This window comes from Caulobacter sp. FV1ye13L, assembly GCF_058681155.1.
On record NZ_CM178732.1, the window covers coordinates 3465270 to 3487179 of the forward strand.

The 21910-nt window shown below is 66.7% G+C and carries 21 protein-coding genes; 10 read left to right on the plus strand and 11 right to left on the minus strand.

Annotated features, from left to right (window positions below; translation table 11 throughout):
• The first annotated feature begins 17 nt into the window (after positions 1 to 17).
• From ACW176_RS16855 to ACW176_RS16875, 5 genes are all read left to right on the plus strand, one after another.
• Positions 18 to 467, plus strand: a complete 450-nt coding sequence (locus ACW176_RS16855) for a DUF2147 domain-containing protein (RefSeq protein WP_492109947.1) — start codon at positions 18 to 20, stop codon at positions 465 to 467.
• A gap of 62 nt (positions 468 to 529) precedes the next feature.
• Positions 530 to 1531, plus strand: a complete 1002-nt coding sequence (gene hemB / locus ACW176_RS16860) for a porphobilinogen synthase (RefSeq protein ID WP_492109948.1) — start codon at positions 530 to 532, stop codon at positions 1529 to 1531.
• Positions 1531 to 2397, plus strand: coding sequence for a helix-turn-helix transcriptional regulator (locus tag ACW176_RS16865; RefSeq protein WP_492109949.1), 867 nt, complete (start codon positions 1531 to 1533; stop codon positions 2395 to 2397). Before hemB ends, ACW176_RS16865 begins: the two co-directional genes overlap by 1 nt.
• Positions 2398 to 2426: 29 nt before the next feature.
• A complete protein-coding gene (locus tag ACW176_RS16870; protein WP_492109950.1) occupies positions 2427 to 3509 on the plus strand; it encodes a serine hydrolase domain-containing protein in 1083 nt (360 codons plus the stop codon).
• A 35-nt stretch (positions 3510 to 3544) separates the two neighbouring features.
• A complete protein-coding gene (locus ACW176_RS16875) occupies positions 3545 to 3928 on the plus strand; it encodes an NUDIX hydrolase (protein ID WP_492109951.1) in 384 nt (127 codons plus the stop codon).
• Here the strand turns inward: ACW176_RS16875 and ACW176_RS16880 are convergent.
• A complete protein-coding gene (locus ACW176_RS16880; RefSeq protein ID WP_492057208.1) occupies positions 3925 to 4539 on the minus strand; it encodes a TetR family transcriptional regulator in 615 nt (204 codons plus the stop codon). The two genes, ACW176_RS16875 and ACW176_RS16880, sit on opposite strands and share 4 nt — an antisense overlap.
• 71 nt (positions 4540 to 4610) lie before the next feature.
• On the opposite strand from ACW176_RS16880, the gene ACW176_RS16885 reads away from it, so the two are divergent.
• The gene (locus tag ACW176_RS16885) at positions 4611 to 5459 is read left to right on the plus strand and encodes a metal-dependent hydrolase (RefSeq protein ID WP_419321330.1); all 849 of its coding nucleotides are present in this window, start codon (positions 4611 to 4613) and stop codon (positions 5457 to 5459) included.
• A gap of 180 nt (positions 5460 to 5639) precedes the next feature.
• Here ACW176_RS16885 and ACW176_RS16890 read toward each other — a convergent pair whose 3' ends face one another.
• Both ACW176_RS16890 and ACW176_RS16895 read right to left on the minus strand, forming a co-directional pair.
• Positions 5640 to 6716 (minus strand): alpha/beta fold hydrolase, encoded by a 1077-nt coding sequence (locus ACW176_RS16890; protein WP_492109952.1) that lies wholly within the window; start codon positions 6714 to 6716, stop codon positions 5640 to 5642.
• 3 nt (positions 6717 to 6719) lie between these two features.
• Positions 6720 to 7574, minus strand: a complete 855-nt coding sequence (locus tag ACW176_RS16895) for an NAD(P)-dependent oxidoreductase (protein ID WP_492109953.1) — start codon at positions 7572 to 7574, stop codon at positions 6720 to 6722.
• Between the two features lie 114 nt (positions 7575 to 7688).
• On the opposite strand from ACW176_RS16895, the gene ACW176_RS16900 reads away from it, so the two are divergent.
• Positions 7689 to 8588 (plus strand): flagellar motor protein MotB, encoded by a 900-nt coding sequence (locus tag ACW176_RS16900; RefSeq protein WP_419255634.1) that lies wholly within the window; start codon positions 7689 to 7691, stop codon positions 8586 to 8588.
• 101 nt (positions 8589 to 8689) lie between these two features.
• Positions 8690 to 9532, plus strand: coding sequence for an arginyltransferase (locus ACW176_RS16905; protein ID WP_419321322.1), 843 nt, complete (start codon positions 8690 to 8692; stop codon positions 9530 to 9532).
• A gap of 3 nt (positions 9533 to 9535) precedes the next feature.
• On the opposite strand, the gene ACW176_RS16910 is transcribed toward ACW176_RS16905, so the two are convergent.
• The 7 genes from ACW176_RS16910 to parC form a co-directional block, all read right to left on the minus strand.
• Positions 9536 to 10303, minus strand: coding sequence for an SDR family NAD(P)-dependent oxidoreductase (locus ACW176_RS16910; protein ID WP_492109954.1), 768 nt, complete (start codon positions 10301 to 10303; stop codon positions 9536 to 9538).
• 12 nt (positions 10304 to 10315) lie between these two features.
• Positions 10316 to 11251, minus strand: a complete 936-nt coding sequence (locus tag ACW176_RS16915; RefSeq protein ID WP_492109955.1) for an NAD(P)H-dependent flavin oxidoreductase — start codon at positions 11249 to 11251, stop codon at positions 10316 to 10318.
• Positions 11248 to 12210, minus strand: coding sequence for a quinone oxidoreductase family protein (locus ACW176_RS16920; protein ID WP_492109956.1), 963 nt, complete (start codon positions 12208 to 12210; stop codon positions 11248 to 11250). Before ACW176_RS16920 ends, ACW176_RS16915 begins: the two co-directional genes overlap by 4 nt.
• A 39-nt stretch (positions 12211 to 12249) precedes the next feature.
• Complete coding sequence (locus ACW176_RS16925) at positions 12250 to 13572, minus strand: serine hydrolase domain-containing protein (protein WP_492109957.1); 1323 nt, start codon at positions 13570 to 13572, stop codon at positions 12250 to 12252.
• A gap of 315 nt (positions 13573 to 13887) precedes the next feature.
• On the minus strand, positions 13888 to 15066 hold the full coding sequence (locus ACW176_RS16930) for a saccharopine dehydrogenase family protein (protein ID WP_492109958.1): 1179 nt from the start codon (positions 15064 to 15066) through the stop codon (positions 13888 to 13890).
• A gap of 102 nt (positions 15067 to 15168) precedes the next feature.
• The gene (locus ACW176_RS16935) at positions 15169 to 16506 is read right to left on the minus strand and encodes a serine hydrolase domain-containing protein (RefSeq protein WP_492109959.1); all 1338 of its coding nucleotides are present in this window, start codon (positions 16504 to 16506) and stop codon (positions 15169 to 15171) included.
• Positions 16503 to 18779: a DNA topoisomerase IV subunit A gene (gene parC / locus ACW176_RS16940; protein WP_492109960.1), complete on the minus strand. Its 2277-nt coding sequence runs from the start codon at positions 18777 to 18779 to the stop codon at positions 16503 to 16505. The genes ACW176_RS16935 and parC overlap by 4 nt, the downstream gene beginning before the upstream one ends.
• 60 nt (positions 18780 to 18839) lie before the next feature.
• On the opposite strand from parC, the gene ACW176_RS16945 reads away from it, so the two are divergent.
• Together ACW176_RS16945 and ACW176_RS16950 are read left to right on the plus strand one after the other, a co-directional pair.
• Positions 18840 to 19568, plus strand: a complete 729-nt coding sequence (locus tag ACW176_RS16945) for a hypothetical protein (protein ID WP_492109961.1) — start codon at positions 18840 to 18842, stop codon at positions 19566 to 19568.
• Positions 19540 to 20268 (plus strand): hypothetical protein, encoded by a 729-nt coding sequence (locus ACW176_RS16950; RefSeq protein ID WP_492109962.1) that lies wholly within the window; start codon positions 19540 to 19542, stop codon positions 20266 to 20268. Before ACW176_RS16945 ends, ACW176_RS16950 begins: the two co-directional genes overlap by 29 nt.
• 27 nt (positions 20269 to 20295) lie before the next feature.
• On the opposite strand, the gene ACW176_RS16955 is transcribed toward ACW176_RS16950, so the two are convergent.
• Positions 20296 to 21885 carry an alkaline phosphatase D family protein gene (locus ACW176_RS16955; protein WP_492109963.1) on the minus strand — a complete coding sequence of 530 codons (1590 nt, stop codon included), beginning with the start codon at positions 21883 to 21885 and terminating at the stop codon, positions 20296 to 20298.
• Positions 21886 to 21910 lie beyond the last annotated feature (25 nt).

Here is a 21910-nt window from a genome sequence, read left to right on the forward strand (position 1 = left end):
CTGGAGGCGTCGACTAGATGCGTATCGTTAAACTCGCCATTGTTGCGGTCTCGGCGATCCTTGGCCTGGCGCCGGTTTCGGCTCAGGCGGCCGACACGACGGGCACCTATGGCGTCTGGCGCAATCCCAAGAACAGCGTCCATCTCGAGATCAAGGACTGCGGAGAAACCGCCTGCGGCGTCGTGGTCTGGGCCAGCGAACGCGCCAAGGCGGACGCGCGCAAGGGCGGCTCGGTCAATCTGGTCGGCCTGCGGCTTTTGCGCGACTTCGCCCCCGACAAGAACGGCGCCTGGCGCGGCAGGGTTTTCGTGCCCGACCTGAACATGACCTTCTCGGGCGCCGCCGAGGTGCTGGACGCCAAGACCCTGCGCGCCAAGGGCTGCGTCCTGGGCGGCATTATCTGCAAGTCGCAGATCTGGACCCGGGTCGACGCGGCGGCGGTCATGGCGTCCTCCGTCACGCCCTAAGCGGCCCATTTGTGGATCGGAACGCCTTGCCTCGCGCGCCCGACCGCGCGAAACCCTAGGCCATGACCACGCCCCCGCTCGCTCCCTACCCCGCCACCCGCCTGCGCCGCGTTCGCCAGGCCGACTGGACCCGCCGCCTGATCCGCGAGACCGAGGTGCGCCCCTCCGACCTGATCTGGTCGATGATCGTGCACGAAGGCGAAGGCGTGATCCCGGTGGCTTCGATGCCGGGCGTCGAGCGCCTGAGCGTCAAGGACGCCGCCAAGGCCGCCGTTCGGGCCCGCGACCTGGGCATCCCGGCCATCGCTATCTTCCCGCACATCGACGGGGCCCGGAAGGACGCGACCGGCTCGATCGCCGCCGATCCGAACGGCGTCATTCCCCGCGCCGTCAAAGCCATGAAGGACGCCGCCCCCGAGGTCGGCATCATGTGCGACGTGGCCCTGGACCCCTTCACCGACCACGGCCATGACGGCGTGGTCGAGGGCGGTCGGATCCTGAACGATCCCACCATCGAACGCCTGATCGAACAGGGCCTGATGCAGGCCGAGGCCGGGGCCGACATCCTGGCCCCGTCCGACATGATGGACGGCCGCATCGGCGCCCTGCGCGCCGCCCTGGAGGGCGCGAACTTCCAGGACACGCTGATCATGTCCTACGCCGCCAAGTACGCCTCGGCCTTCTATGGCCCCTACCGCGACGCCATAGGCTCGGCCAAGCTGGCCGGCGGCCAGGGCGACAAGAAGACCTATCAGATGGACCCGGCCAACACCGAGGAGGCCATCCGCGAGGTCGCCCTCGACATCGCCGAGGGCGCCGACATGGTCATGGTCAAGCCGGGCATGCCCTATCTGGACATCCTGCGCCGCCTGGTCGACGAGTTCCGCATGCCCACCTACGCCTTCCAGGTGTCGGGCGAGTACGCGATGATCAAGGCCGCCGGCATGAACGGCTGGATCGACGAGGAGCGCGCCATCCTCGAAAGCCTGACCGCCTTCAAGCGGGCCGGCGCGGCCGGGATCATCAGCTATTTCGCGCCCTGGGCGGCGGAGAAGCTGGGCTAGTGACCTGCCCCGGACCCGCCTTCAGCCCGGGCCGGTTCTATGGCGCTGTCGCGGTGGAGCACCAGTTGGCCGACGCCCGTGTCGCGCATCTGGCCGCCACCACCCCGCCTGAAGAGGTGGCCGAGCACAGCCACGACGACGCTCATTTCGTGCTGGCCACACGCGGCCGCTACCTAACCACTGCCCACGGAGACGAGAGCGAGGGGCCGGTGCTGGTCTTCAACCCGCCAGGCGTCGTTCATCGCGACCGCTTCGAGGGTGTGGACGGCTGGTTCATGGCGATCAGTGTCGAAGCCGAAGCCTGGCGCGATCTGACCAGCCAGTCGGGCGCCGCCGTCGACGCCCTGCGCCTGAGATCACCCCGGGCGGTCGGCGCCGCCCTGCGCCTGACCCACGCCGCGCTGTCCCGCGACATCGAGCGGATCGACCTGGAGACCCACGCCCTGGCGCTGACGGCCGAGGCCATGATCCCGGCGCGACGCGAAAGCCAGAAGCGACCGGCCTGGCTGGACACCGCCGAAAGCTTCCTCGCCGACAGCTTCGACCAGCCGATCGGCATCGCCGACATCGCCCGTGCCGCCGGCGTCCACCGCGTTCATCTGGCGCGCGGCTATCAGCGCTGGATCGGCGGGTCGCCCGGCGATCGACTGCGCGCCCGCCGGCTGGAGCGGGCTGCCGACCTTTTGATTCACGGTCGCTCCGGCATCGGCGAAATCGCCCTACAGGCCGGCTTCTGCGATCAGAGCCATCTGAACCGGCAATTCCGCGCCGCCTATGGCGTGACGCCCGGCGAGTTCGCGCGGCTTTGCGGCCGTCGCCGCCCAGATGTTTCCGCTGTCCAAGACGAGGCGCGCGAAGCGAGCTAACCGGGAGCTCAAGCGTAGGAGTACCCGTTTTGAAGCCTGTTTTGATCGCCGCCGCCCTGTTGCTGGCCGCGCCCCTTCCCGTCCTCGCCGCCGACAAGGACTGGCCGACCGCACCACCGGCCGCCGAGGGTCTTTCCGCCGACCGGCTGGAGGCCATGTCGGCCGCGATCCGGAAGGGCGATTTCCAGCAGATCACCAGCGTCCTGATCGCCCGCCACGGCAAGCTGGTCTCTGAATCCTACTATGATGACGGCGGGGCCGACGCCCGCCGTAACACGCGCTCGGCCACCAAGACGGTGACCGGCATGCTGGCCGGGGCCGCGATCGCCCACGGCAAGCTGCCCGGCGTCACGGCACCGATCCTGCCCTATCTGAAGGACCGGTCGCCGCTCGAGAACCCCGATCCGCGCAAGGCGAAGATCACGGTCGAGGATCTGCTGACCATGAGCTCGCTGCTCGAATGCGACGACGAGAACCAGTTCTCGCGCGGCAACGAGGAGCGCATGTATCTGATCGAGGACTGGCCGAAATTCTATCTCGACCTGCCGATCCGGGGCTTCCCGGCCTGGATGCCAAAGCCCGCCGACGCCCCCTATGGCCGCAGCTTCAGCTACTGCACCGCCGGGGTCACCACGCTGGGCGCGGTGGTCCAGAGCGCGGTGAAGACGCCCCTGCCCGCCTTCGCCGACGCGGCGCTGTTTGGCCCGCTGGGCATCGAGAAGCCGGAGTGGCAGTACTCCCCCACCGGCCTGGCCCAGGGCGGCGGCGGCCTTGGCCTGACCAGCCGCGACCTGCTGAAACTCGGACAGCTCTACGCCAATCGCGGGCGCTGGAACGGCCAGCAGATCCTGCCCGAAGCCTGGGTGAAGGCGTCCATCACGCCGCACGCCGAGGCGAGACCCGGGACCGACTACGGCTATCTCTGGTGGCTGCAGACCTTTGCCGGTCACAAGGCCTGGCTGATGAACGGCAGTGGCGGCAACAAGGTGATCGTCATCCAGGATCTCGACCTGGTGGTGGTGATCACCACCACCAACTACAACGTCCGAAACTCTCACGGGATTTCCGACAAGCTGCTGGTCGAGCATGTGCTGGCTGCGATCGGCGGCTGAGGACAGCCATCTCCGCGCTTGCTAAGGCTGGGTCCATGACCCAGCCGACCATCGACATCGTCACCGCCGTCATCCGTGATGCGGACGGCCGGATGCTGGTGGTCCGCAAGCGCGGCACGGCGATCTTCATGAAGCCCGGCGGCAAGCGCGAGCCGGGCGAGGATGATCTGACGGCCTTGGCCCGCGAACTCGACGAGGAACTGGGGTGCCGGCTGGTCGAGGCCACGCTGCTGGGACGGTTCGAGGCGCCGGCCGCCAATGAGCCGGACCATCGCGTTCGCGCGGCCACCTATCTGGCCAGGGTCGAGGGCGAGATCGGGGTGCGCGCCGAGATCGAGGAGTTGGCGTGGATCGACGTCGCCGCGCCGGGCGAGATCCGTCTGGCGCCGCTGATGCGGGTGGTGCTGGCGGCCCTCTAGGCGCCGCGCGCCGCCGCGTCCAGTCGCGCCTGCAGAATGCCCAGGGCCACTTCCCGCGCCCGGCCCGGCGGCTTACCCAGCAGCTCGCCCAGCGGCGCGCCGAACAGACCCACTCCCAGGGCGTAGGTGACGCAGCCCAGGATGAAGTCGCCCATCACCTCGGCCGAGACGCCTTCGATATGGCTGATGCGCGCATCGATCACCTCCTGAACCGCGCCCCGGACGCCGGTCATGCGGGCCGCCTCGCCGGTCAGCGCCAGCCAGGCGGCCAAGCGCGCCGCGCCCTGGGCCTCAAAGGCGTCGAACAGGGCTAGCATGCCTGCGCCGGCAAAGGCCGCGCCCTGCCCCTCCGCCACGGTGATGGACAGAACATCGTCGACCAGCTGCCGGATCATCCGCTCCATCAGGGCGGTCTGAACGCCGTCAATCGAGCCGAAATGGTGCAGCACGGTGGCGTTGGCCACGCCGGCGCCCTTGGCCACCTCGGCCAGCTTGAGATCCTGCGGTCCGGAAGCCAGCAGGATCGCCTCGGCGGCGGCCAGGATGTTGGCGCGCGACGCCTCGGGCGAACGGCGGTGCCGGGTGCGGCAATCAGAATTCGCTATTGACATTTTTGTCGGTAAGGCCAATCTGCAACGAGGCTTGCAACGACAAGCCCTATCCCGAGGCAGGATTGAACGCTATGGCCACGCCACGCACCACACCCGAAGACGTCACCGTCACCCCGCGCGACCTGCATTTCGACACTCAGGCGGTCGGCAAGGGCGCTTGGCTGGGGGGCGATGTTGTGGGCACCGCAGTGTTCAACGCCCTGTCCCTGACCTTCCCCGATGGCGAGCGCCTGTTCATGGACGCCGTGCGCCACTATCGGCCCAAGCTGTCGGGCAAACTGCTGGACGACGCCAAGGCCTTCATCACCCAGGAAGCCATTCACTCGCGCGAGCATGTGGCGATGAACGGCGGCCTCGACCGCGACCGCTATCCGGTGGCGGCGATTGAGGCGCAGGTGAAGGAGCGCACCGCCATGGTGCGCGGCCGCGGCCCCATGGCCATGCTGGGCGCGACCATCGCTCTGGAACACTTCACCTCGATGATGGCCGACTCGTTCATGCGCGAGGACGACCTGTTCAAGAACACTGATCCCGAAATGAAGCGTCTGTGGCAGTGGCATGCTCTGGAAGAGACCGAGCACAAGGCCGTGGCCTTCGACGTCTTCCAGGAAGTCACCAAAGGCTGGAAGCCGCTCGACCGCTACCGCCTGCGTGTCCGGGTGATGGTGCTGATCAGCATCATGTTCACCCGCAACATCACCATTTACGCCTCGGATCTGCTGGTCGCCGACGGCATGAAGCCCGGCGTCGCTCGCGCCAAGGTGCTGTGGTTCCTGTTCGGCACGCCCGGCCTCTTCCGCCGCTGCGCCAACGAATACTGGGCCTGGTATCGCCCGAGCTTCCATCCCTGGGACCACGACAACCGCGAGCGGTTGGCTGGCCTGCGCAACCAGTTCACGCCGGCCATGGCGGCGGAGTAGAGGCTACAAAAGGTTGTCATCCCGGACGAGCGCATAGCGCGAAGATCCGGGACCGACGCATGAACTCGGCGCTTGCAGCGGTCCCGGATCTGCACCCGGCGTTCGCCGGGCTTGTCCGGGATGACAACCGATTGTGGTCTCGCGGGGCAACCCTGCCGGCTTGAGTATCCTAGCGCCCGCCTACCGCTCGGTCGCCTTCAGGAACGCCCCCAGCAAGTCCTTCCAAAGCACCGCCCAGGTGTGGCTGCCGTGCCCCTTGGTTTTTTCGCTGATCGGCAGCAGCACGAACGTGCCGTTCTTCAGCCGCCTGGCCTGGGCCTCGGCCAGGCCTAGCTCCGGCGGATTGATGAAGTCGTCGGCCGAATTGATCCACAGCACCGGCGCGGTGATGGTCTCCAGCTTCGGCGACGGATCATAGGTGCGGGAAGCGCCGACGGCATAGATCAGGTCATTGGCGTCCAGCGGCGGCAGCCGGGCGGCGAAGTAGTCGTCCACGGCCTTGTCGGCGGCCTGCCGGGTCGGGCTGGCGATCTGGGCGGGCAGCGGCGAGAGGCCGGCCACCATCAGCAGACCCAGCGCCGTGCGCAGGCCCGCCTTGGGTTGCTCGACATAGTCCCCGCCCTTCCAGGCCGGATCCAGCCTGATCGCATCGATCAGCAGCTTGCGCCACATGCGGTTGCGGCCCGCGATCTCATTGGGCAGGCAGGCGAACGGGGCCAGGGCGTCGGCGAAATCAGGATAGGTCTCGCCCCAGACGAAGCCGTGCATGCAGCCCATCGACGTGCCCATGAGCAGCCGCAGGCGGTCGACCTTCAGGCCCTGGGTCAGCAGCAGATGCTGGGCGGCGACCATGTCGTCATAATCATACTGCGGAAAGCGCGCGTGCAGGCCATCGCTGGGCTTGGACGACTTGCCGTGCCCGATGCCGTCCGGAAGGATCACATAGTATTTGGCCGGATCCAGCAGGCCGCCCGGGACCAGCAACTCGTCGGCGAACTGCGGGCTGAGGAACTGCTTGCCCGTGCCGCCGGTGCCATGCAGCACCATCACGGCGTTGGTCACCCGGCCGCTGGCGTCGCGCTTGGGCTCGCCGAAGGTGGTGTAGTGCAGGCGCAGCTCCGGCAGCACCTCGCCGGAGCGGAACCTGAAGTCCCGCGTGACGAAGTCGCCCTCTTTGGGCGCGACGACCGGGGCGGCCATGGCGGCCGGAGCCAGGAGCGCGGCGAAAGCCGCCAGGGTGATCGCCAGCTTGCGCATGAGCTATTTCTCCAACCGTGCGACGAGGCTGGACGTATCCCAGCGATGGCCACCCATGGCCTGCACCTCGGCGTAGAACTGGTCGATCATTGCGGTGCTCTCCAGTTTTGCGCCATTGCGACCGGCCTCCTCGAGCGCGATGCCCAGATCCTTGCGCATCCAGTCGACCGCGAAGCCGAAGTCGAACTTGCCCTGCGCCATGGTCGCCCAACGGTTTTCCATCTGCCAGGATTGGGCCGCGCCCTTGGAGATCGCCGCCAGCACGTCGTCGGTGGGCAGGCCGGCCCGCTTGGCGAAGTGCAGCGCCTCGGCCACGCCCTGGACCAGGCCGGCGATGGCGATCTGGTTACACATCTTGGTCAGCTGTCCCGTACCCACCTCGCCCATGCGTCGGATGGCCTTGGCATAGGCGTTGATGACCGGCTCGATCCTGGCAAAGGCCGCTGCATCGCCGCCGGCCATGATCGTCAGCTGACCGTTCACGGCCCCGGCCTGGCCGCCAGAAACCGGGGCGTCGATGAAGAAGCAGCCGCTTTGCGCAGCCAACTCCGCCATCTCGCGGGCCACGGTGGCCGAGGTGGTGGTGTGGTCGACGATCACCGCGCCCTTGGACATCGCAGGAAGTGCGCGCGCCACAACGCCGCGCACGTCGTCGTCATTGCCGACGCACAGGACGACCAGTTCGCAACCGGCGACGGCGTCCTCGATGGTCTCGAAGGTCGCGCCACCGTGCTCGACCGCCCAGCGCCGGGCCTTGTCGGGGCTGCGATTGAAGACGGAAACCTCGTGGCCGGCGGCCTTAAGGTGACCCGCCATCGGGTAGCCCATCACGCCCAGGCCGATAAACGCCGTCTTCATGCGAAGCACTCCCTATGGAGCCTGCGATTTCGCCCGACAGCCTCCGCTTCGCAACCCCATCTTAACGTCCGCAGGGCAACTTCAGTTGAACAGGGTTAAGCAGGCTTAAGCACGATGGCCGTCAGCGGCGAACAGCCGATCATTATCAAGAAGGTCAAGAAGGTGGTCGGCGGCGGCCACCATGGCGGCGCGTGGAAAGTCGCCTACGCCGATTTCGTGACCGCGATGATGGCCTTCTTCCTGCTGATGTGGCTACTGAACTCGACAAGTCCCGAACAAAAACAGGGTATTGCCGACTATTTCGCCCCGGCAAGCATCTCTTCGACCACCAGCGGCTCGGGCGGCATTCTCGGCGGCACCTCGCTCGGCGACGACGGCGCCAAGGCAGAGGGCAAGCTGTCGGTGGTCCAGCAAATGGCGCCTGAAGCTCCCGACCAAACCGACAAGGAAGGCCAGAGCTCGACGACCGCCAGCCTCGACTCGGCCAGCGAAGAGGCTCTTCGCGACGCCCTGGCCAAAAAAGAACAGGACAGCTTCGCCTCGGCGGCCCAGTCCCTGCGCCAGTCGCTGCAGGAAATGCCGGAACTGGCCGAACTGTCCAAGCAGATCATGATCGACCAGACCCCCGAGGGGATGCGCATCCAGTTGATCGACCAGGAAGGCCGTTCGATGTTCAAGGAGAACTCGAAGGAGCCCAACGACCGGGCCCGAATCCTGCTGCGCGCCGTGGCCAAGATCGTCAACCAGCTTCCCAACCGGGTCACGGTGTCCGGCCACACCAGCGCCAACGCCCTGGGCCGCAAGAGCGACAGCGACTGGGCCCTCTCGGCCACCCGCGCCGACGCCGCGCGCCTAGTGCTGCGCAACGCCGGGGTCGGTGATGACCGTATCTACCAGGTCTCGGGCAAGGCCAATTCCGAACCTCTTTATGCCGACGACCCTACTCTGGCCGGCAATCGACGCATTTCGATAGTCTTGTTGCGAGAAAAGCCGGTGCTGCCCGATGGCCTGTGACGGTAAGCCGCGCGAGGCTTCGGTGACGCTTGCGAAAACGGGCGGCATGCCGCCTAATCACATGACGGCCAAAGGCCGCTGAACAGGGGACGGGCGCTTTCGTGACGCAGCATTTTCCGACGCGACAGCTTCGGTTCTTCCTCACGGCGCCGACCCCCTGCCCCTATTTGCCGGGCCGGGAGGAGCGTAAGGTCTTTGCTCACCTCCCGCTGTCGGATGGCCCCACGGTCAATGACAGCCTGACCCAGGTCGGCTTCCGTCGCTCCCAGAACATCGCCTATCGGCCGGCCTGCGAGACCTGTCGCGCCTGCCAGTCGGCCCGCTCGCCCGTCGCCGACTACGTCTTCTCGCGTTCCGAGCGGAAGGTGCTGGCCCGCAATGACGACCTGGAACGGCATCTGGTGGAATCCGAAGCGACGCTGGAGCAGTTCGAGCTCCTGCGGCGCTACCTGCTGACCCGCCACGCTGACGGCGGCATGGCGGAGATGACCTGGCCCGACTATGTGGCGATGGTCGAGGACACGGCGGTCCGCACCCATCTGATCGAGTACCGCAGCCGCTCCTTGGATCGAGGCCCCGGCGACCTGATCGCCTGCGTGCTGGTGGACGTCCTCGCTGACGGCCTGTCACTGGTCTACAGCTTCTACGATCCGAACATGACCAAGCGCAGCCTGGGCTCGTTCATCATCCTGGATCACATGGTCCAGGCCCAGCAGACGGGCCTGCCCTATGTCTATCTTGGCTACTGGGTCCCCGGCAGCGAGAAGATGGCTTACAAGGCCCGCTTCTCGCCCCTGGAAATCCTCAAGCCCGGCGGCTGGGCCCTGATGTCGGCCCGCGAGCGTGGCGCGCGGTCACCCCGGGTCCTGAACCTGCTGCGCGAAGCCGAGGACAGCGAGCTGGACATGAGCGACGCCCAGCCCGCCATCCTGCACGATCTCTAGAGCCTAGCGCGCGAAGCTGACGCCGCCGTCCACGGTGACGGCAGAACCCATCACATAGTCGCCGGCCCGCGAGGCCAGGAAGATCGCCGTGCCGGCCATGTCCTCGTCCGTGCCGATACGGCCGGCCGGAATGGCTTTTGACACCGCCTCAGCGTGGTCGCGGGCGACCTTGTTCATGTCCGAGGCGAAGGCGCCGGGCGCGATGGCGCTGACGGCGATGTTCTCGGGCGCCAGACGCAGGGCCATGCGCTTGGTCAGGTGCAGCAGCCCGGCCTTGGACGCGCCGTAAGGATAGGTCTCTTCCTTGGCCACCGACTGGCCGTCGATCGAGCAGATGTTGATCACCTTGGCCACGCGGTCCTTGGCCGCCGCGCGCAGCGGGGCGATCAGGGCCTGGGTCAGGAAGAACGGGGTCTTCATGTTGAGGTCGACGACCTTGTCCCAGCCGCTCTCGGGGAACTCGTCGAACGCCGCGCCCCAGGCTGCGCCGGCGTTGTTGACCAGGATGTCGAGCTTGGGCTCGGCCTCAAGCAGGCGCTTGGTCAGGCCTTCGATGCCTTCCATCGTGGAAACGTCGCCCGGCAGCGAGATGCACTCGCCGTACTGGCTGAGCTCTTCAGCGGCGGCGTCGCAGGCGGCGGCCTTGCGGGCGGTGATATAGACGCGCTTGGCGCCATAGGTCAGGAAGCCCTTGGCGATCATCGCGCCGATGCCGCGCGAGCCGCCGGTGACGACCGCGACGCGGCCTTCGAGCGAGAAGAGGTTGTTCATGGTCATGATCCCTTAGAAGCCGCGTGCGGCGGCCAGAGCGCCGAGACGCCCCGTGATGTCGTGGAACTGGGCGACGGTCTCGTCGATGATCTGCTTGGCTGTCTTGACCTCGTCGATCAGGCCGACGGTCTGGCCGGCCAGGGCCGGAGCCGCTTCCATGTCGCCGCCGAAATAGACGCCGAGGATGCCCTTCAGGGCGTCCGGCGGCATCAGGCCTTCATCGTAGATGGTCTTGGTGCGCTCGGACTTCAGGGCCCGGATGCAGGGGCTGGACTTCTTGTTGAGGATCCAGGTGCCGGTCTCCTTGCCGCCGGTGATCGCGGCCTTGTAGTTCTCGTGCACCGGGCTCTCGGCCGAGCTGACAAAGCGGGTACCCATCTGGATCGCCTCGGCGCCCAGAGCGAACGCCGCGGCCATGCCACGTCCGTCGCAGATGCCGCCGGCCGCGATCAGCGGCACGTCCACGCGGGCGCGGATGGCCTGCAGCAGGACCAGGGTCGACACTTCCTCGGGGTTCTTGAAGCCGCCGCCCTCGGCGCCCTCGACGACCAGGCCGTCGATGCCGGCCTCGGCGCATTTCACGGCCGCATCGACCGTGGGCACGGCGTGATAGACGACGATGCCGGCGTCCTTCAGCGGGCCGATGAACTTGGCCGGGCTGCCGGCCGAGGTGGTGACGAACTTCACCCCGCTCTCGCAGACGAACTTCAGCATCGAGTCGTCGCGCAGGAACATGATGGGCAGGTTCACGCCGAACGGCAGGCCCGCCTCGGCCATCTTGCGGATCTCGGCCTTGCAGGTCTCGGTCTCGCCCGACGAGGTCTCGATGATGCCCAGCCCGCCGGCCCGCGACACCGCCGAAGCCAGCGGATAGCGCGCGATCCAGCCCATAGGGGCCTGGACGATGGGATACTTGGCGCCCGTGTGGGCCAGAACGCGATTGCTCATGGGATCAGCAACACGCGGCCGACAGCCTGGCGGCTCTCGATATAGGCGTGGGCGGCGGCGGCTTCCGACAGGGGGAAGGTCCTGTCGATCAGCACCTGCAGTTCACCGCGCGCGGCTTCCTCGATCAGGGTCTGGATCAGGTCATGCACCCGGTCGGTCATGATCTCGGCGCCCAGGAACACGCCCGACAGCCGGCGATTGCCGCCCATCAGGGACGAGACATCGACCTTCATCGGCTCGCGCCCGGCATTGCCGACCAGCGAGACCCGGCCGCGATAGCCCAGCGACAGAAGGCTCGACTGCAGGGTCGCGCCACCCACGGGATCGACCACCAGATCGACGCCCTTGCCGCCGGTCAGCTTCATCACCTGTTCGACGGTGTCATCGCGGCTGTAATTGATCCCGTGGTCGAGGCCGAACACCTTCAGGCGCTCCAGACGCGCGTCGCTGGAGGCGGTGGCCAGCACCGTCGCCCCGGCCCGCTTGGCCAGCTGGATGGCGGCGATGCCCAGGGCGCTGGCCCCGGCCTGGATCAGCACGGTCTCGCCGGCCTTCAGCTGGCCGTGACCAAACAGGCACTCATGGGCCGTGCCGAACGGCACCGGAATGGCCGAGGCCTTGAGGATGTCGAACCCTTCCGGAATCGGCCAGGCGTTGCGGGCCGGCACCGAGCGGAGTTCGGCGTGCGAGCCGAAGGCGTTCACGGTGACGACCTTCTGGCCGACCTTCAGGTGGGTGACGTCCGCGCCGACCTCGACGATCTCGCCGGCCGCCTGATAGCCCACGATGTGAGGGCTGCCCGCCATCGCCCCGCCGCCGCGGCTGAGGGTGTCGCCGCCCTCGATGCTGACGGCCTCGACCCGGATCACCACGCCCGAGGCATGGCAGACCGGATCGGCGACATCCTCATAGCGCAGCACGTCCGGCGAACCGGTTTGATAATAGACGGCGGCCTTCATGGCGCTCGCTCCCTGGTATTTTCTTGTTGTTTGACTTGGCTATTTCGAAGGGTCGACCAGCGCCTGATAGACCAGCTGCTGGCTGATATCGTCCAGATTGCGCAGGGCCGGATCGCCGTCCTTGTTGAGAATGTGGATCATGCCCAGAAAGAACAGGTCGTTCTTCGGGTCGATCCAGAACCAGGTGCCGGCCGCGCCGCCCCAGCTGATCGTGCCCTCGCCCGTCGGCGTGCCGGCTTTGGCCGGGTCGGTGATGACCATGAAGTCGAGACCAAAACCCTGACCGCGGCCATTCCGGAACGAGCCTTCCTGACCGGTCATGATGTTGTCGCCGAGGTGATTGCTGCCCATCAGCTTGATGGTGCTGGGCGACAGGATGCGCGCGCCGTCCAGTTCGCCGCCGTTGAGGATCATCTGCGAGAACCGGGCATAGTCGGCGCTGGTCGAGACCAGGCCGCCGCCGCCCGAGGCGACCACCGGCGGCTTGCTGATGTCCAGCACCATGAAGCCCTCAGCCGGGACCAGCTTCTGGACCTTGGGACCCCAGACATACATCGAGGCCAGGCGATCAGCCTTGGCGGCCGGCAGATAGAAGCCGGTATCGATCATCTTCAGCGGCTCGAAGATGCGGGTGCGCATGAAGTCGGCCAGCGACATCCCCGATAGTTTCTCGACGAGGTAGCCTTGGATATCGACCGAGGCGCTGTACTTCCACTGCGCGCCGGGCTGACCAACCAGCGGCAAGGCGGCGATCTTGTCGATGAACTCCTGGCCCGTCTTGGCGCCCAGGACGCCGGTCGAGACATAGGCCTTGTCGACGGGATTGTCCGGGATCAGGCCATAGGCGAAGCCCGCCGAGTGACTCATGATCTCGCGCATGGTCGGCGGACGACTGGCCGCTTCGGTGATGAAGGTCCCGTCCGGGTTCTGGCCCTTGTAGACGCGCAGATTGGCGAACTCGGGGATATATTTGCTGACCGGATCGTCGAGGCGCCACTTGCCCTCCTCGAACAGCATCATCATCGCCACGCCGGTCACTGGCTTGGTCTGGCTGTAGATCCGGAAGATGGTGTCCTTGGTCATCGGCGGGCCATCGAAGCCCTTCTTGCCGTGGACTTCGAAGGCGACGACCTTGCCGTGGCGAACGACCATGGTGGTGACGCCGGGCAGATGGCCCTGATCCACGAGCGCCTGCATGCTGGCGTCGAGACGCTTCAGCCGCTCACTGGAGAAGCCGACGCTTTCAGGCGTCGCGGGCGCGAGCGTGACCGACGGGCTGCTTTTGGGAGCCGCGAGAAGCGGCGCACCGAGCGCCAGATATCCGACCGCCAGAGCGGTCCCGATCAACCGACGTAAAGCCATTCCGTCTTTCCCCGAACACTTGTTTGAAGCGACCTTAGGGTGAATTCCGTCGCTTGCGCAGCCAGTTTTTCTCTAGAGCCAGACGATGTCGCTCAGGTGACTCTTGCATTCCCCCACAAGGCAGGGTGAGCGCACAAGGCCAAAAATGGGTGTCATCCCGGACAAGCGCGCAGCGCGAAGATCCGGGACCGACGCCTGAACTCAGCGCTTCCGGCGGTCCCGGATCGGCGCCCGCCTTCGACGGGCTTGTCCGGGATGACAAATTTTCTGGACGCAATCCGTATGCGATAGCACTGCCCCACAAGGGGAGAAGGATCATTCCACCGCGAAGGTCAGGCCCGCATTCGCCTCCAGCCGCGCCACCAGCTTGCCCTGCATGGCCGCGCCCGGCGTCCAGATGCCGCCCGCCACATCGATCGCCTCGGTCACCAGACAGATCGCCGACTCAGCGATCATCTTGGACGTCGAGCCATAGCCGGGGTCCTTGTCGCCCTTGACGCTGGCCCGCACCTGCCGGCCGTCGGCGGCGATGCCCAGGAACAGCACGTCATAGAAGCCCGTCTCGCGCTCTTCCTTGCTGGGCCCCTCGCCCGGCTTGGGACCGCCTTCGCCGCCCAGGCCACCGCCTGAAGCGGCAATCATCTGGGCGATCTGCTCGCCCTGTTCGCCCGGCCCCGTCAGCATCATCTCGTCATAGACGAAGTCGGCGCCATAGGCCTGGCCCAGCAGGGCATTGGAGCGGTGCACGTTGCGGGTGTTGATCGCCGCCATCACGAACGGGGCGGCCCAGACGCCCAGGTCCTCGTCCAGCATCGGCTTGTTCCCCGACGGCTGGGCAGGCCCCTCAAAGCCGGGAACCAGGGCGAACGGGTTCTTGAGCAAGGCCACCAGCGAAGGATCGCGCGCCGCAGCGGCCATGGTCGCCTTCAGGCTGGCGGCGGTGCCGCCCGAGAACCCACCCTTCATGCCGCGCACCCGGCCCTTCACGCGCGGAACCGGCCCACCCAAGGTCTTGCCGGCTTCCTGCTGCAGGAACCAGACGCCCAGCTCGAACGGGATGGAATCAAAGCCGCACGAGAACACGATCCGTGCGCCGGTCTTCTTCGCCGTCGCCTCATGCGCGTCGATCATCTGGCGCATCCAGGCCGGCTCGCCGCAAAGATCGAGATAGTCGGTCCCCGCCTCGGCGCAGGCCGCGACCAGGGCGTTGCCATACAGCTGATAGGGGCCGACCGTGGTCAGCACGGCCTTGGTCCGACCGACCATGGCTTTCAGAGATTCGGCGTCGTCAGCGTCAGCGGTGACCAGCGGCGTCCCGGGGGGCGCGCCGATCTCGTCGCGGACTGCGGCCAGCTTTTCGAGGCTCCGCCCCGCCATCGCCCAGCGCACCTTGCCGCCGACGCCGTACTGCGCGGCCAGATACTCGGCCACCAGCCGGCCGGTGAAGCCGCTGGCGCCATAGACGATGATGTCGAATTCGGCTGTCGGGTTCATGCGAGCCTCCCTGATTTCGGGAGACCATGCCGGGATCAGGGCGCCAATGCAAACGGCTGTTTGAACGAGCCGCCCAGACGCCAAGCGGAAGGCGCGCCGACCTTACAGGTCCGGCTTTTCCAGCGCCTGATAGACCAGAGTCCGCGTCGTGGCGTCCAGGCCCGGCCCCACCCCGCCCAGCCGCTGGATCATGCCGATGAAGAACAGGTCGTTGGTCGGGTCGATCCAGAACCAGGTGCCGGCGCTGCCGCCCCAACTGATCGTGCCCGCCCCAACGGGCGCGCCCGAGGCCGCCGGATCCACGGCCACGGCGACATCGAGGCCATAACCCATGCCCTGGGCGAACGGGAACGGCTTCTGGCTGGGCTGCAGAACCCCGGTGGTGCCATTGGTGGTGACGGTGAAACTGGCCGGCAGCTGGTTCAGCCGCATCAGGGCCACCGTCTCGGGCTGCAGGATGCGAACGCCGTCGAGATCCCCGGCATTGAGGATCATCTGGGCGAACCGCGCGAAGTCATGGGCGGTTGAGACCAGGCCGCCGCCGCCCGACGGGGCCGCCGGCGGCTTGGTGACATCGCGCCAGGGCCCTTCAACCGCCGGGATCAGCTTGCCCGTCGCGTCGGCGTCATACAGCGCCGCCAGACGTCCGACCTTCTCCTGCGGCACGTAGAAGGCGGTGTCGGCCATGCCCAGTGGCGCAAAGATCCGCTCCTGCATGAACACCGGCAGCGACTGGCCCGACAGTTTTTCAACGATATAGCCCTGAATGTCGGCAGCCACGCTGTAGCGCCACAGGGCGCCCGGCTCGGCGTACATCGGCAAGGTCGAGACCTTCGCGACCAGTTCGCCCAGCGAACCCGACTGCAGCACGTTGGCCTTGTAATAGGCCTGGTCGGCAGGGCTGGAAGGATCGTCGGCGATGCCATAGGCGAAACCCGCCGTATGGGTCATCAACTCGCGCATGGTGGGCGGGCGCGAAATCGGCGTCAGGACCGGGCGGCCCTCGGCGTCCATCTTGGCGACGCGCAGATTGGCGAACTCCGGGACGTACTTGCTGACCGGATCGTCCAGCTTCCACTTGCCCTCGTCATAGAGGATCAGCATCGCCACGCCGGTGACCGGCTTGGTCTCCGAACGGATGCGAAAGATGGCGTCGGCGGGCATGGCTTCGCCCGTTTCCAGGCCGCGCTTGCCGAAGGTCGAGCTCGAAACGATCTGGCCGTGGCGGGCCAGGAGCGTCACGGCCCCCGCGACCTGCCCCGTGTCGACCATGGCCTGCATGGCCTCGTCCAGCTTCTTCAGCTTGGGCGAGGAAAAGCCCACCGCCTCGGGCTTGACGCCCGGCAGCGCCGCAGCCGAGGCCACTCCCACAGCGGCGGCGCAGCCAAGCAGGCCGGCGACAAAAGCGATCGCCTTTCGTCTCAGCCGCAAGCCGGTCATTTGGGCTTGAACCGCTTGGAGGTCGGGAAGCCCTTGGGCGCCAGCTTGCCGGCGCTGGCCCGGCGGCCGACGAAGGTGGTCCAGTCGGTCCAGTCGCGGCGACGGCCCGCGGAGTCGATCCAGTAGCCGCCGGTCTCGGCGTTGAACGACAGCGCGTCGCGCAGTCCGCCCTCGCGATAGGCCTGCAGCTTGACGCCCTTGCCGCGCGGCATTTCCGGCAGTTCCTCGAGCGGGAAGATCAGGATCTTGCCGTTGTCGCCGATCACGCCCAGCTGGTCGCCGACGGCTTCCAGACAGAAGGCCGCGCCGGCGGCGTCGACGGTCAGGACCTGCTTGCCGGCCTTGCGATTGGCGAGCGCTTCTTCCTCGGGCATCAGGAAGCCATAGCCAAGCTTGGAGGCCAAAATGCGTTTGCGGCCGGCCTTGAACGGGAAGACGTCGAGGATCTTCACCTTGTCGTCCAGCTCGATCATCATCCGCAGCGGCTCACCATGGCCTCGGGCGCCGGGCAGCTTGTCGCAGCCGATCGTGAAGAAGCGGCCGTCGCTGGAAAAGATCAGCAGCTTGTCGGTGGTCTCGGCCGGGACCAGGAAGCCCAGCTTGTCGCCTTCCTTGAACTTCAGTTCAGACGGATCCTCCACCTTGCCCTTGGCGGCGCGGATCCAGCCGCGCTCCGACAGGATGATGGTGATCGGTTCACGGACGATCATCGCCTCGATGGCCGCCTCGGCGTCGACGAACGGCGCGTCGGCGAAGATCGAGCGACCGGTGATGCCGTTGATGCGGGGCTTGTCGAGCGGGTGCTTGATCTTCAGCAGGGTGGCGCGCACGTCGCGCAGGCCCGTCCCCACCAGCTTCCACTGCTTCTCGTCGCTGGCCAGCATGGCCAGGATGCCGTCGCGCTCTTCCATCAGTTGCGCGTGCTCGCGACGGATCTCCATCTCTTCCAGCTTGGCCAGCTGGCGCAGGCGGGTGTTGAGGATGGCGTCGGCCTGGATGTCCGACAGCGCGAAAGTCGAGATCAGCTTCTGCTTGGGCTCGTCCTCGTAGCGGACGATGCGGATCACCTCGTCCAGATTGAGGTAGGCGATCAGCAGGCCGTCCAAAATGTGCAGACGGGCTTCGATCTTGGACAGGCGATGTTTGGCCCGGCGGGTCAGCACCTCGCGGCGGTGGGCCAGGAACGCCATCAGCGCCGCCTTCAGGCCCATCACGCCCGGCGTGCCGCGCGCGTCCAGCACGTTCATATTGACCGGGAAGCGGCTTTCCAGCGCCGAGAGCTTGAACAGGCTCTCCATCAGCACTTCGGGCTCGACGTTCCTGGTCTTGGGCTCAAGAATCAGCCGGATGTCCTCGGCGCTCTCGTCGCGGACGTCGCCCAGCAGGGCCGCCTTTTTGCTCTCGATCAGGTCGGCCAGTTGCTCGACCAGATCCGACTTCTTTACCTGATACGGAATCTCGGTGACGACGATCTGGTAGGTGCCGCGCCCGGTGTCTTCCTTCTCCCACTTGGCCCGAACACGAACGCCGCCGCGGCCGGTCTCGTAGGTTTCCAGCAAGCTCTCGCGCGGTTCGACGATGATGCCGCCGGTCGGGAAATCGGGACCGGGGATGCGTTCCAGCAGGTCAGCGGTCGTCGCCTCGGGCCGGCTGAGCAGCAGCAGGCAGCCGTCGATCAGCTCGGCGGCGTTGTGCGGCGGGATCGAGGTGGCCATGCCGACGGCGATGCCCGACGAGCCGTTGGCCAGCAGGTTGGGGAAGCCCGACGGCAGAACCACCGGTTCCTCGTCCTGGCCGTCATAGGTGGGCCGGAAATCGACCGCGTCCTCGTCGATGCCGTCCAGCAGCAGCGTCGCCGCCGTGGTCATGCGGCATTCGGTGTAACGCATGGCGGCGGCGTTATCGCCGTCGATATTGCCGAAGTTTCCCTGACCCTCGACCAGCGGGATGCGCTGGGCGAAGTCCTGGGCCAGACGCACCAGGGCGTCATAGATCGACTGGTCCCCGTGCGGGTGGAAGTTACCCATCACCTCGCCGACCACCTTGGCGCACTTGCGCGCGGCGGCCTCGGGGTTCAGGCGCATGTTGTTCATCGCGTACAGCACGCGACGGTGGACGGGCTTGAGGCCATCGCGCACGTCCGGCAGGGCCCGCGAACTGATCGTCGACAGGGCATAGGCCAGATAGCGGCGCGACAGGGCTTCCGTCAGCGGCTCGTCAAGGATGCGGTCGCCGTCGCCAGGACCGCCGGGGGGAAGGACAGGTTTGTTCATGAGGAGGAATCGTTACCGGGCTCGCATCCTAGCAGATGTCGGGCGGGCGATTCGACGTCTTTGGCGCGCCGTGACGCACCACGGGTGGCGGATGTTGCGCAAGATGGGAGAACAGCGTTATCGTTGACGTTGCAAATCGGCTGGGGACTACCGATGAATCCGTTCTCGAGCGACAAGGCGCCGTATGCGATCGCCTTGCTGATTTCGGCTCTGGGCTGGGCGTTCGCCACACTCCACGGCGGCATGCAGGACTCCCTGGTGGCGACCTATGCGGCCGATCGGAAGGGCTCGACCGTCGTGGGCACGGTCACCAATCTCTCCAAGACCCAGCCGATCGGGCCGGTTCGTTTCACGCTGGGCTGCGGCGCCGAGCGCGAGTGTCTGTCGGGCGAAAACAAGTTCGTCAGCATGCCGCCCACAGGGTCGGCCTACGACGCAGGCGAGTCTCCGGACGGAGCCAATGGCTTCCTCAATCCGTCGCGGTTTTCCGTGGAGTTCCTGGTGTCACTGCCCCCCGGCGGCGCGATCCGGGTCGTCGCCAAGACGCTGAATGATGATCCGGTTCATCTGATGCTGAACCCCAACAGCGCCAAGCCTGAGGCCATCTACATGCTCCCCGCCAGCCATCCGGTCGCGTGGTTCTTTCATCGCTACTATCTCATCGTGCTGACCGTGATGAGCCTGTTTCTGGTCAGCTTCGCAGCCTGGCTCGCCCAAGGTTTGCTGACGCCAAAACCCCAGCCCGAAGGATCATCAAACGATGCGAAACCTTCTGCCAGCAACGCTTAGTCTCGCCCTTGTCCCGGCCATGGTCGCGGCGCAAACCGTCGAAACCATAGCCATCCGGGTGCGCGGCCCCAGCGGCAAGGCCGTGCCAAGCAAGATCTTCATCCGCAAGGACGGTGTCCTTCAAACCGCTGCCGTTGAGACTGACGCCAACGGCGAGCGGACCCTCTACGACCAGAAATGCGACAACCGGATCGAGTTCCGGGCCAAGCCGAACAGCTCGTTCTTCGCCGGTTCTGGCGAATGGCTCAAGTGCGTGTCCTCACCGGTGAACATTCCCGTGCGCCAGAATGGCGTGACGAGCAGCATCAGCAGCGCCCTGACCCAGAGCTTTCCGGCATCCATCGCCCAGCGGCGGGACGCCCTGCAGGCCGCTCTGGATGCGGGAGACACCAGCACGGCGCGCGCCGCCGCCTATGATCTGTCGGTTTACCTCCGATTGGCCGGACAGCAGGATGAAGCCAAGGCGATGGCGGCCGTGGTCGTCGACCAGAGCGTCGCTTCGCTCAGCGAGCAGGGCGTCACCATGCCCGAAGCCCCGCTCATCTACGACGCGCAACAGAAGGTCTATGTCTCGACGCCCGAGACGCTGGACGCCCTCAGGCAATTCCAGATCGAGGCCGGCATTCGCGAGCCGTCGGAGAAATCCCGGCCTCAGTGGGATCTGCGGACAATGTCCGCCATCTCGGCCAACGAGAAGTAGCGCCGAGGCCCTCCCCCATTCGACAGGCTAGACGGTTGCGAGACGCGGATTTCCGGCTTCGACCGCCAGCTTGGCGCGCGTGGTCAGCTTGCCGTCGCGGCGGGTGATGGCGTCCAGCACCTTGAACTCGGTCGTCCAGCGCTCCGGCGTCACCTCGCAGATGGCGTAGCCGCGCTGGGCATTGTTGAACTTCAGCTGCGGATTGGCGGCCTGGATCTTCGCCATGTCCTCGCGCTGGTCGACGCCGTCGCCGCTGGACGAGATCGAGGTGATGACAAACTCGGTCCCGATCGGCGCGCCCTCGGGATGGGCCCCGTCCAGGTGCAGTTCGCCGGCATAGTTCTGGTGCTCGTCGCCGGTCAGCACGATCGGATTGGCGATCCTGCGGTCGCGGATCTGCTGCAGCAGGCGGTTGCGCGGCGAGCGATAGCCCGCCCAGGAATCCGGATTGACCGCCGAGCCCGCGCCCGGATCGCGGTCCAGGTCCATCACCATGATCTGCTGGGCCAGCACGTTCCAGCGCGCCTTCGACGCCGAGAGCCCGTCGAGCAGCCACTTTTCCTGCTTCAGACCCAGCACCTCGGCCTTGGCGGCCTCGATCTCGGCGCAGGTCCCGAACTTGTCGCCGCAGGGCTGATTGGTGCGGAACTGACGGGTGTCGAGCAGGTTCAGGTCCATCAGGCCGCCAAAGCTGGCGCGGCGGTACAGCTGGATTGTGGTTCCGACGGGAAAGCTGCTGGGGCGCAGCGGCATGTTCTCGAAATAGGCCTGGACCGCCGCCTGACGACGCAGGTTGAAGACCTTCGGGTCGACGCCATCCTGGTCCAGGTCAGTGACCCAGTTGTTGTCGATCTCGTGGTCGTCCCAGACCACGAACCACGGCGCGGCGGCGTGGGCGGCCTGCAGGTCGGCGTCCATCTTGTACTGGGCATAGCGGCGGCGATAGTCGTCGAGGCTGTAGATCTCGCCGCCGAAATGCTGGCGCACGTTCTCGACCGGGCCGCGGGGACCGTTCCAGACGCGGTTGCCCCGCCCCTCATAGATGTAGTCGCCGTAGCAGAACACGAAGTCGGGATTGTCCTCGGCCAGACGGCGGTGGGCGGTGTAGTAGCCCTGCTCGTACTGCTGGCAGCCGGCGACGGCGAAGCGGACGCGATCCACGGTCGAGCCCAAGGCTGGCGTCGTGCGCGCCCGACCTGTCAGGCTGCGCTCCTTGCCCGCCACAAAGCGGTACCAGTAGTCACGGCCCGCCTCCAGGCCGCCGACCTCGACGTGGACGGCGTGGGCCAGTTCGGGCATGGCCACCGCGACGCCCTTGGCGACCACGGTCCTGAAGCCGGCGTCGGCGGCGACTTCCCACGACACTTCCACCGGCTGGGCGGGCATGCCGTGGCCGATCTCCAGCGGCTCCGGCGCCAGACGCGTCCAGATCACGAAACCGTCCGGCTGCGGATCACCCGAGGCGACGCCCAGCTGGAAGGGATAGATCGAATAGACCGGCTGAGCCATGGCCCGGCCGCTGATCAGCGGGATCGACAGGGCGGTCGCGGCGACGGCGCCAAAAGCGGCCAGGGCGCGCCGGCGCGACAGGGCGTAGCGATCGAGCAGGATGGACATCGGCGACTCCTTGGGCAGACTTGGC

Excerpts from the sequence above, each read along its gene's own strand:
- hemB (WP_492109948.1), top strand. The coding sequence starts at position 530 with ATGACCACGCCCCCGCTCGCTCCCTACCCCGCCACCCGCCTGCGCCGC.
- ACW176_RS16930 (WP_492109958.1), bottom strand. The coding sequence starts at position 15,066 with ATGAACCCGACAGCCGAATTCGACATCATCGTCTATGGCGCCAGCGGC.
- ACW176_RS16895 (WP_492109953.1), bottom strand. The coding sequence starts at position 7,574 with ATGAAGACGGCGTTTATCGGCCTGGGCGTGATGGGCTACCCGATGGCG.
- ACW176_RS16855 (WP_492109947.1), top strand. The coding sequence starts at position 18 with ATGCGTATCGTTAAACTCGCCATTGTTGCGGTCTCGGCGATCCTTGGC.
- ACW176_RS16935 (WP_492109959.1), bottom strand. The coding sequence starts at position 16,506 with ATGACCGGCTTGCGGCTGAGACGAAAGGCGATCGCTTTTGTCGCCGGC.
- ACW176_RS16890 (WP_492109952.1), bottom strand. The coding sequence starts at position 6,716 with ATGCGCAAGCTGGCGATCACCCTGGCGGCTTTCGCCGCGCTCCTGGCT.
- ACW176_RS16950 (WP_492109962.1), top strand. The coding sequence starts at position 19,540 with ATGCGAAACCTTCTGCCAGCAACGCTTAGTCTCGCCCTTGTCCCGGCC.
- ACW176_RS16880 (WP_492057208.1), bottom strand. The coding sequence starts at position 4,539 with ATGTCAATAGCGAATTCTGATTGCCGCACCCGGCACCGCCGTTCGCCC.
- ACW176_RS16875 (WP_492109951.1), top strand. The coding sequence starts at position 3,545 with ATGACCCAGCCGACCATCGACATCGTCACCGCCGTCATCCGTGATGCG.
- ACW176_RS16920 (WP_492109956.1), bottom strand. The coding sequence starts at position 12,210 with ATGAAGGCCGCCGTCTATTATCAAACCGGTTCGCCGGACGTGCTGCGC.
- ACW176_RS16885 (WP_419321330.1), top strand. The coding sequence starts at position 4,611 with ATGGCCACGCCACGCACCACACCCGAAGACGTCACCGTCACCCCGCGC.
- ACW176_RS16915 (WP_492109955.1), bottom strand. The coding sequence starts at position 11,251 with ATGAGCAATCGCGTTCTGGCCCACACGGGCGCCAAGTATCCCATCGTC.
- ACW176_RS16900 (WP_419255634.1), top strand. The coding sequence starts at position 7,689 with ATGGCCGTCAGCGGCGAACAGCCGATCATTATCAAGAAGGTCAAGAAG.
- ACW176_RS16910 (WP_492109954.1), bottom strand. The coding sequence starts at position 10,303 with ATGAACAACCTCTTCTCGCTCGAAGGCCGCGTCGCGGTCGTCACCGGC.
- ACW176_RS16925 (WP_492109957.1), bottom strand. The coding sequence starts at position 13,572 with ATGGCTTTACGTCGGTTGATCGGGACCGCTCTGGCGGTCGGATATCTG.
- ACW176_RS16955 (WP_492109963.1), bottom strand. The coding sequence starts at position 21,885 with ATGTCCATCCTGCTCGATCGCTACGCCCTGTCGCGCCGGCGCGCCCTG.
- parC (WP_492109960.1), bottom strand. The coding sequence starts at position 18,779 with ATGAACAAACCTGTCCTTCCCCCCGGCGGTCCTGGCGACGGCGACCGC.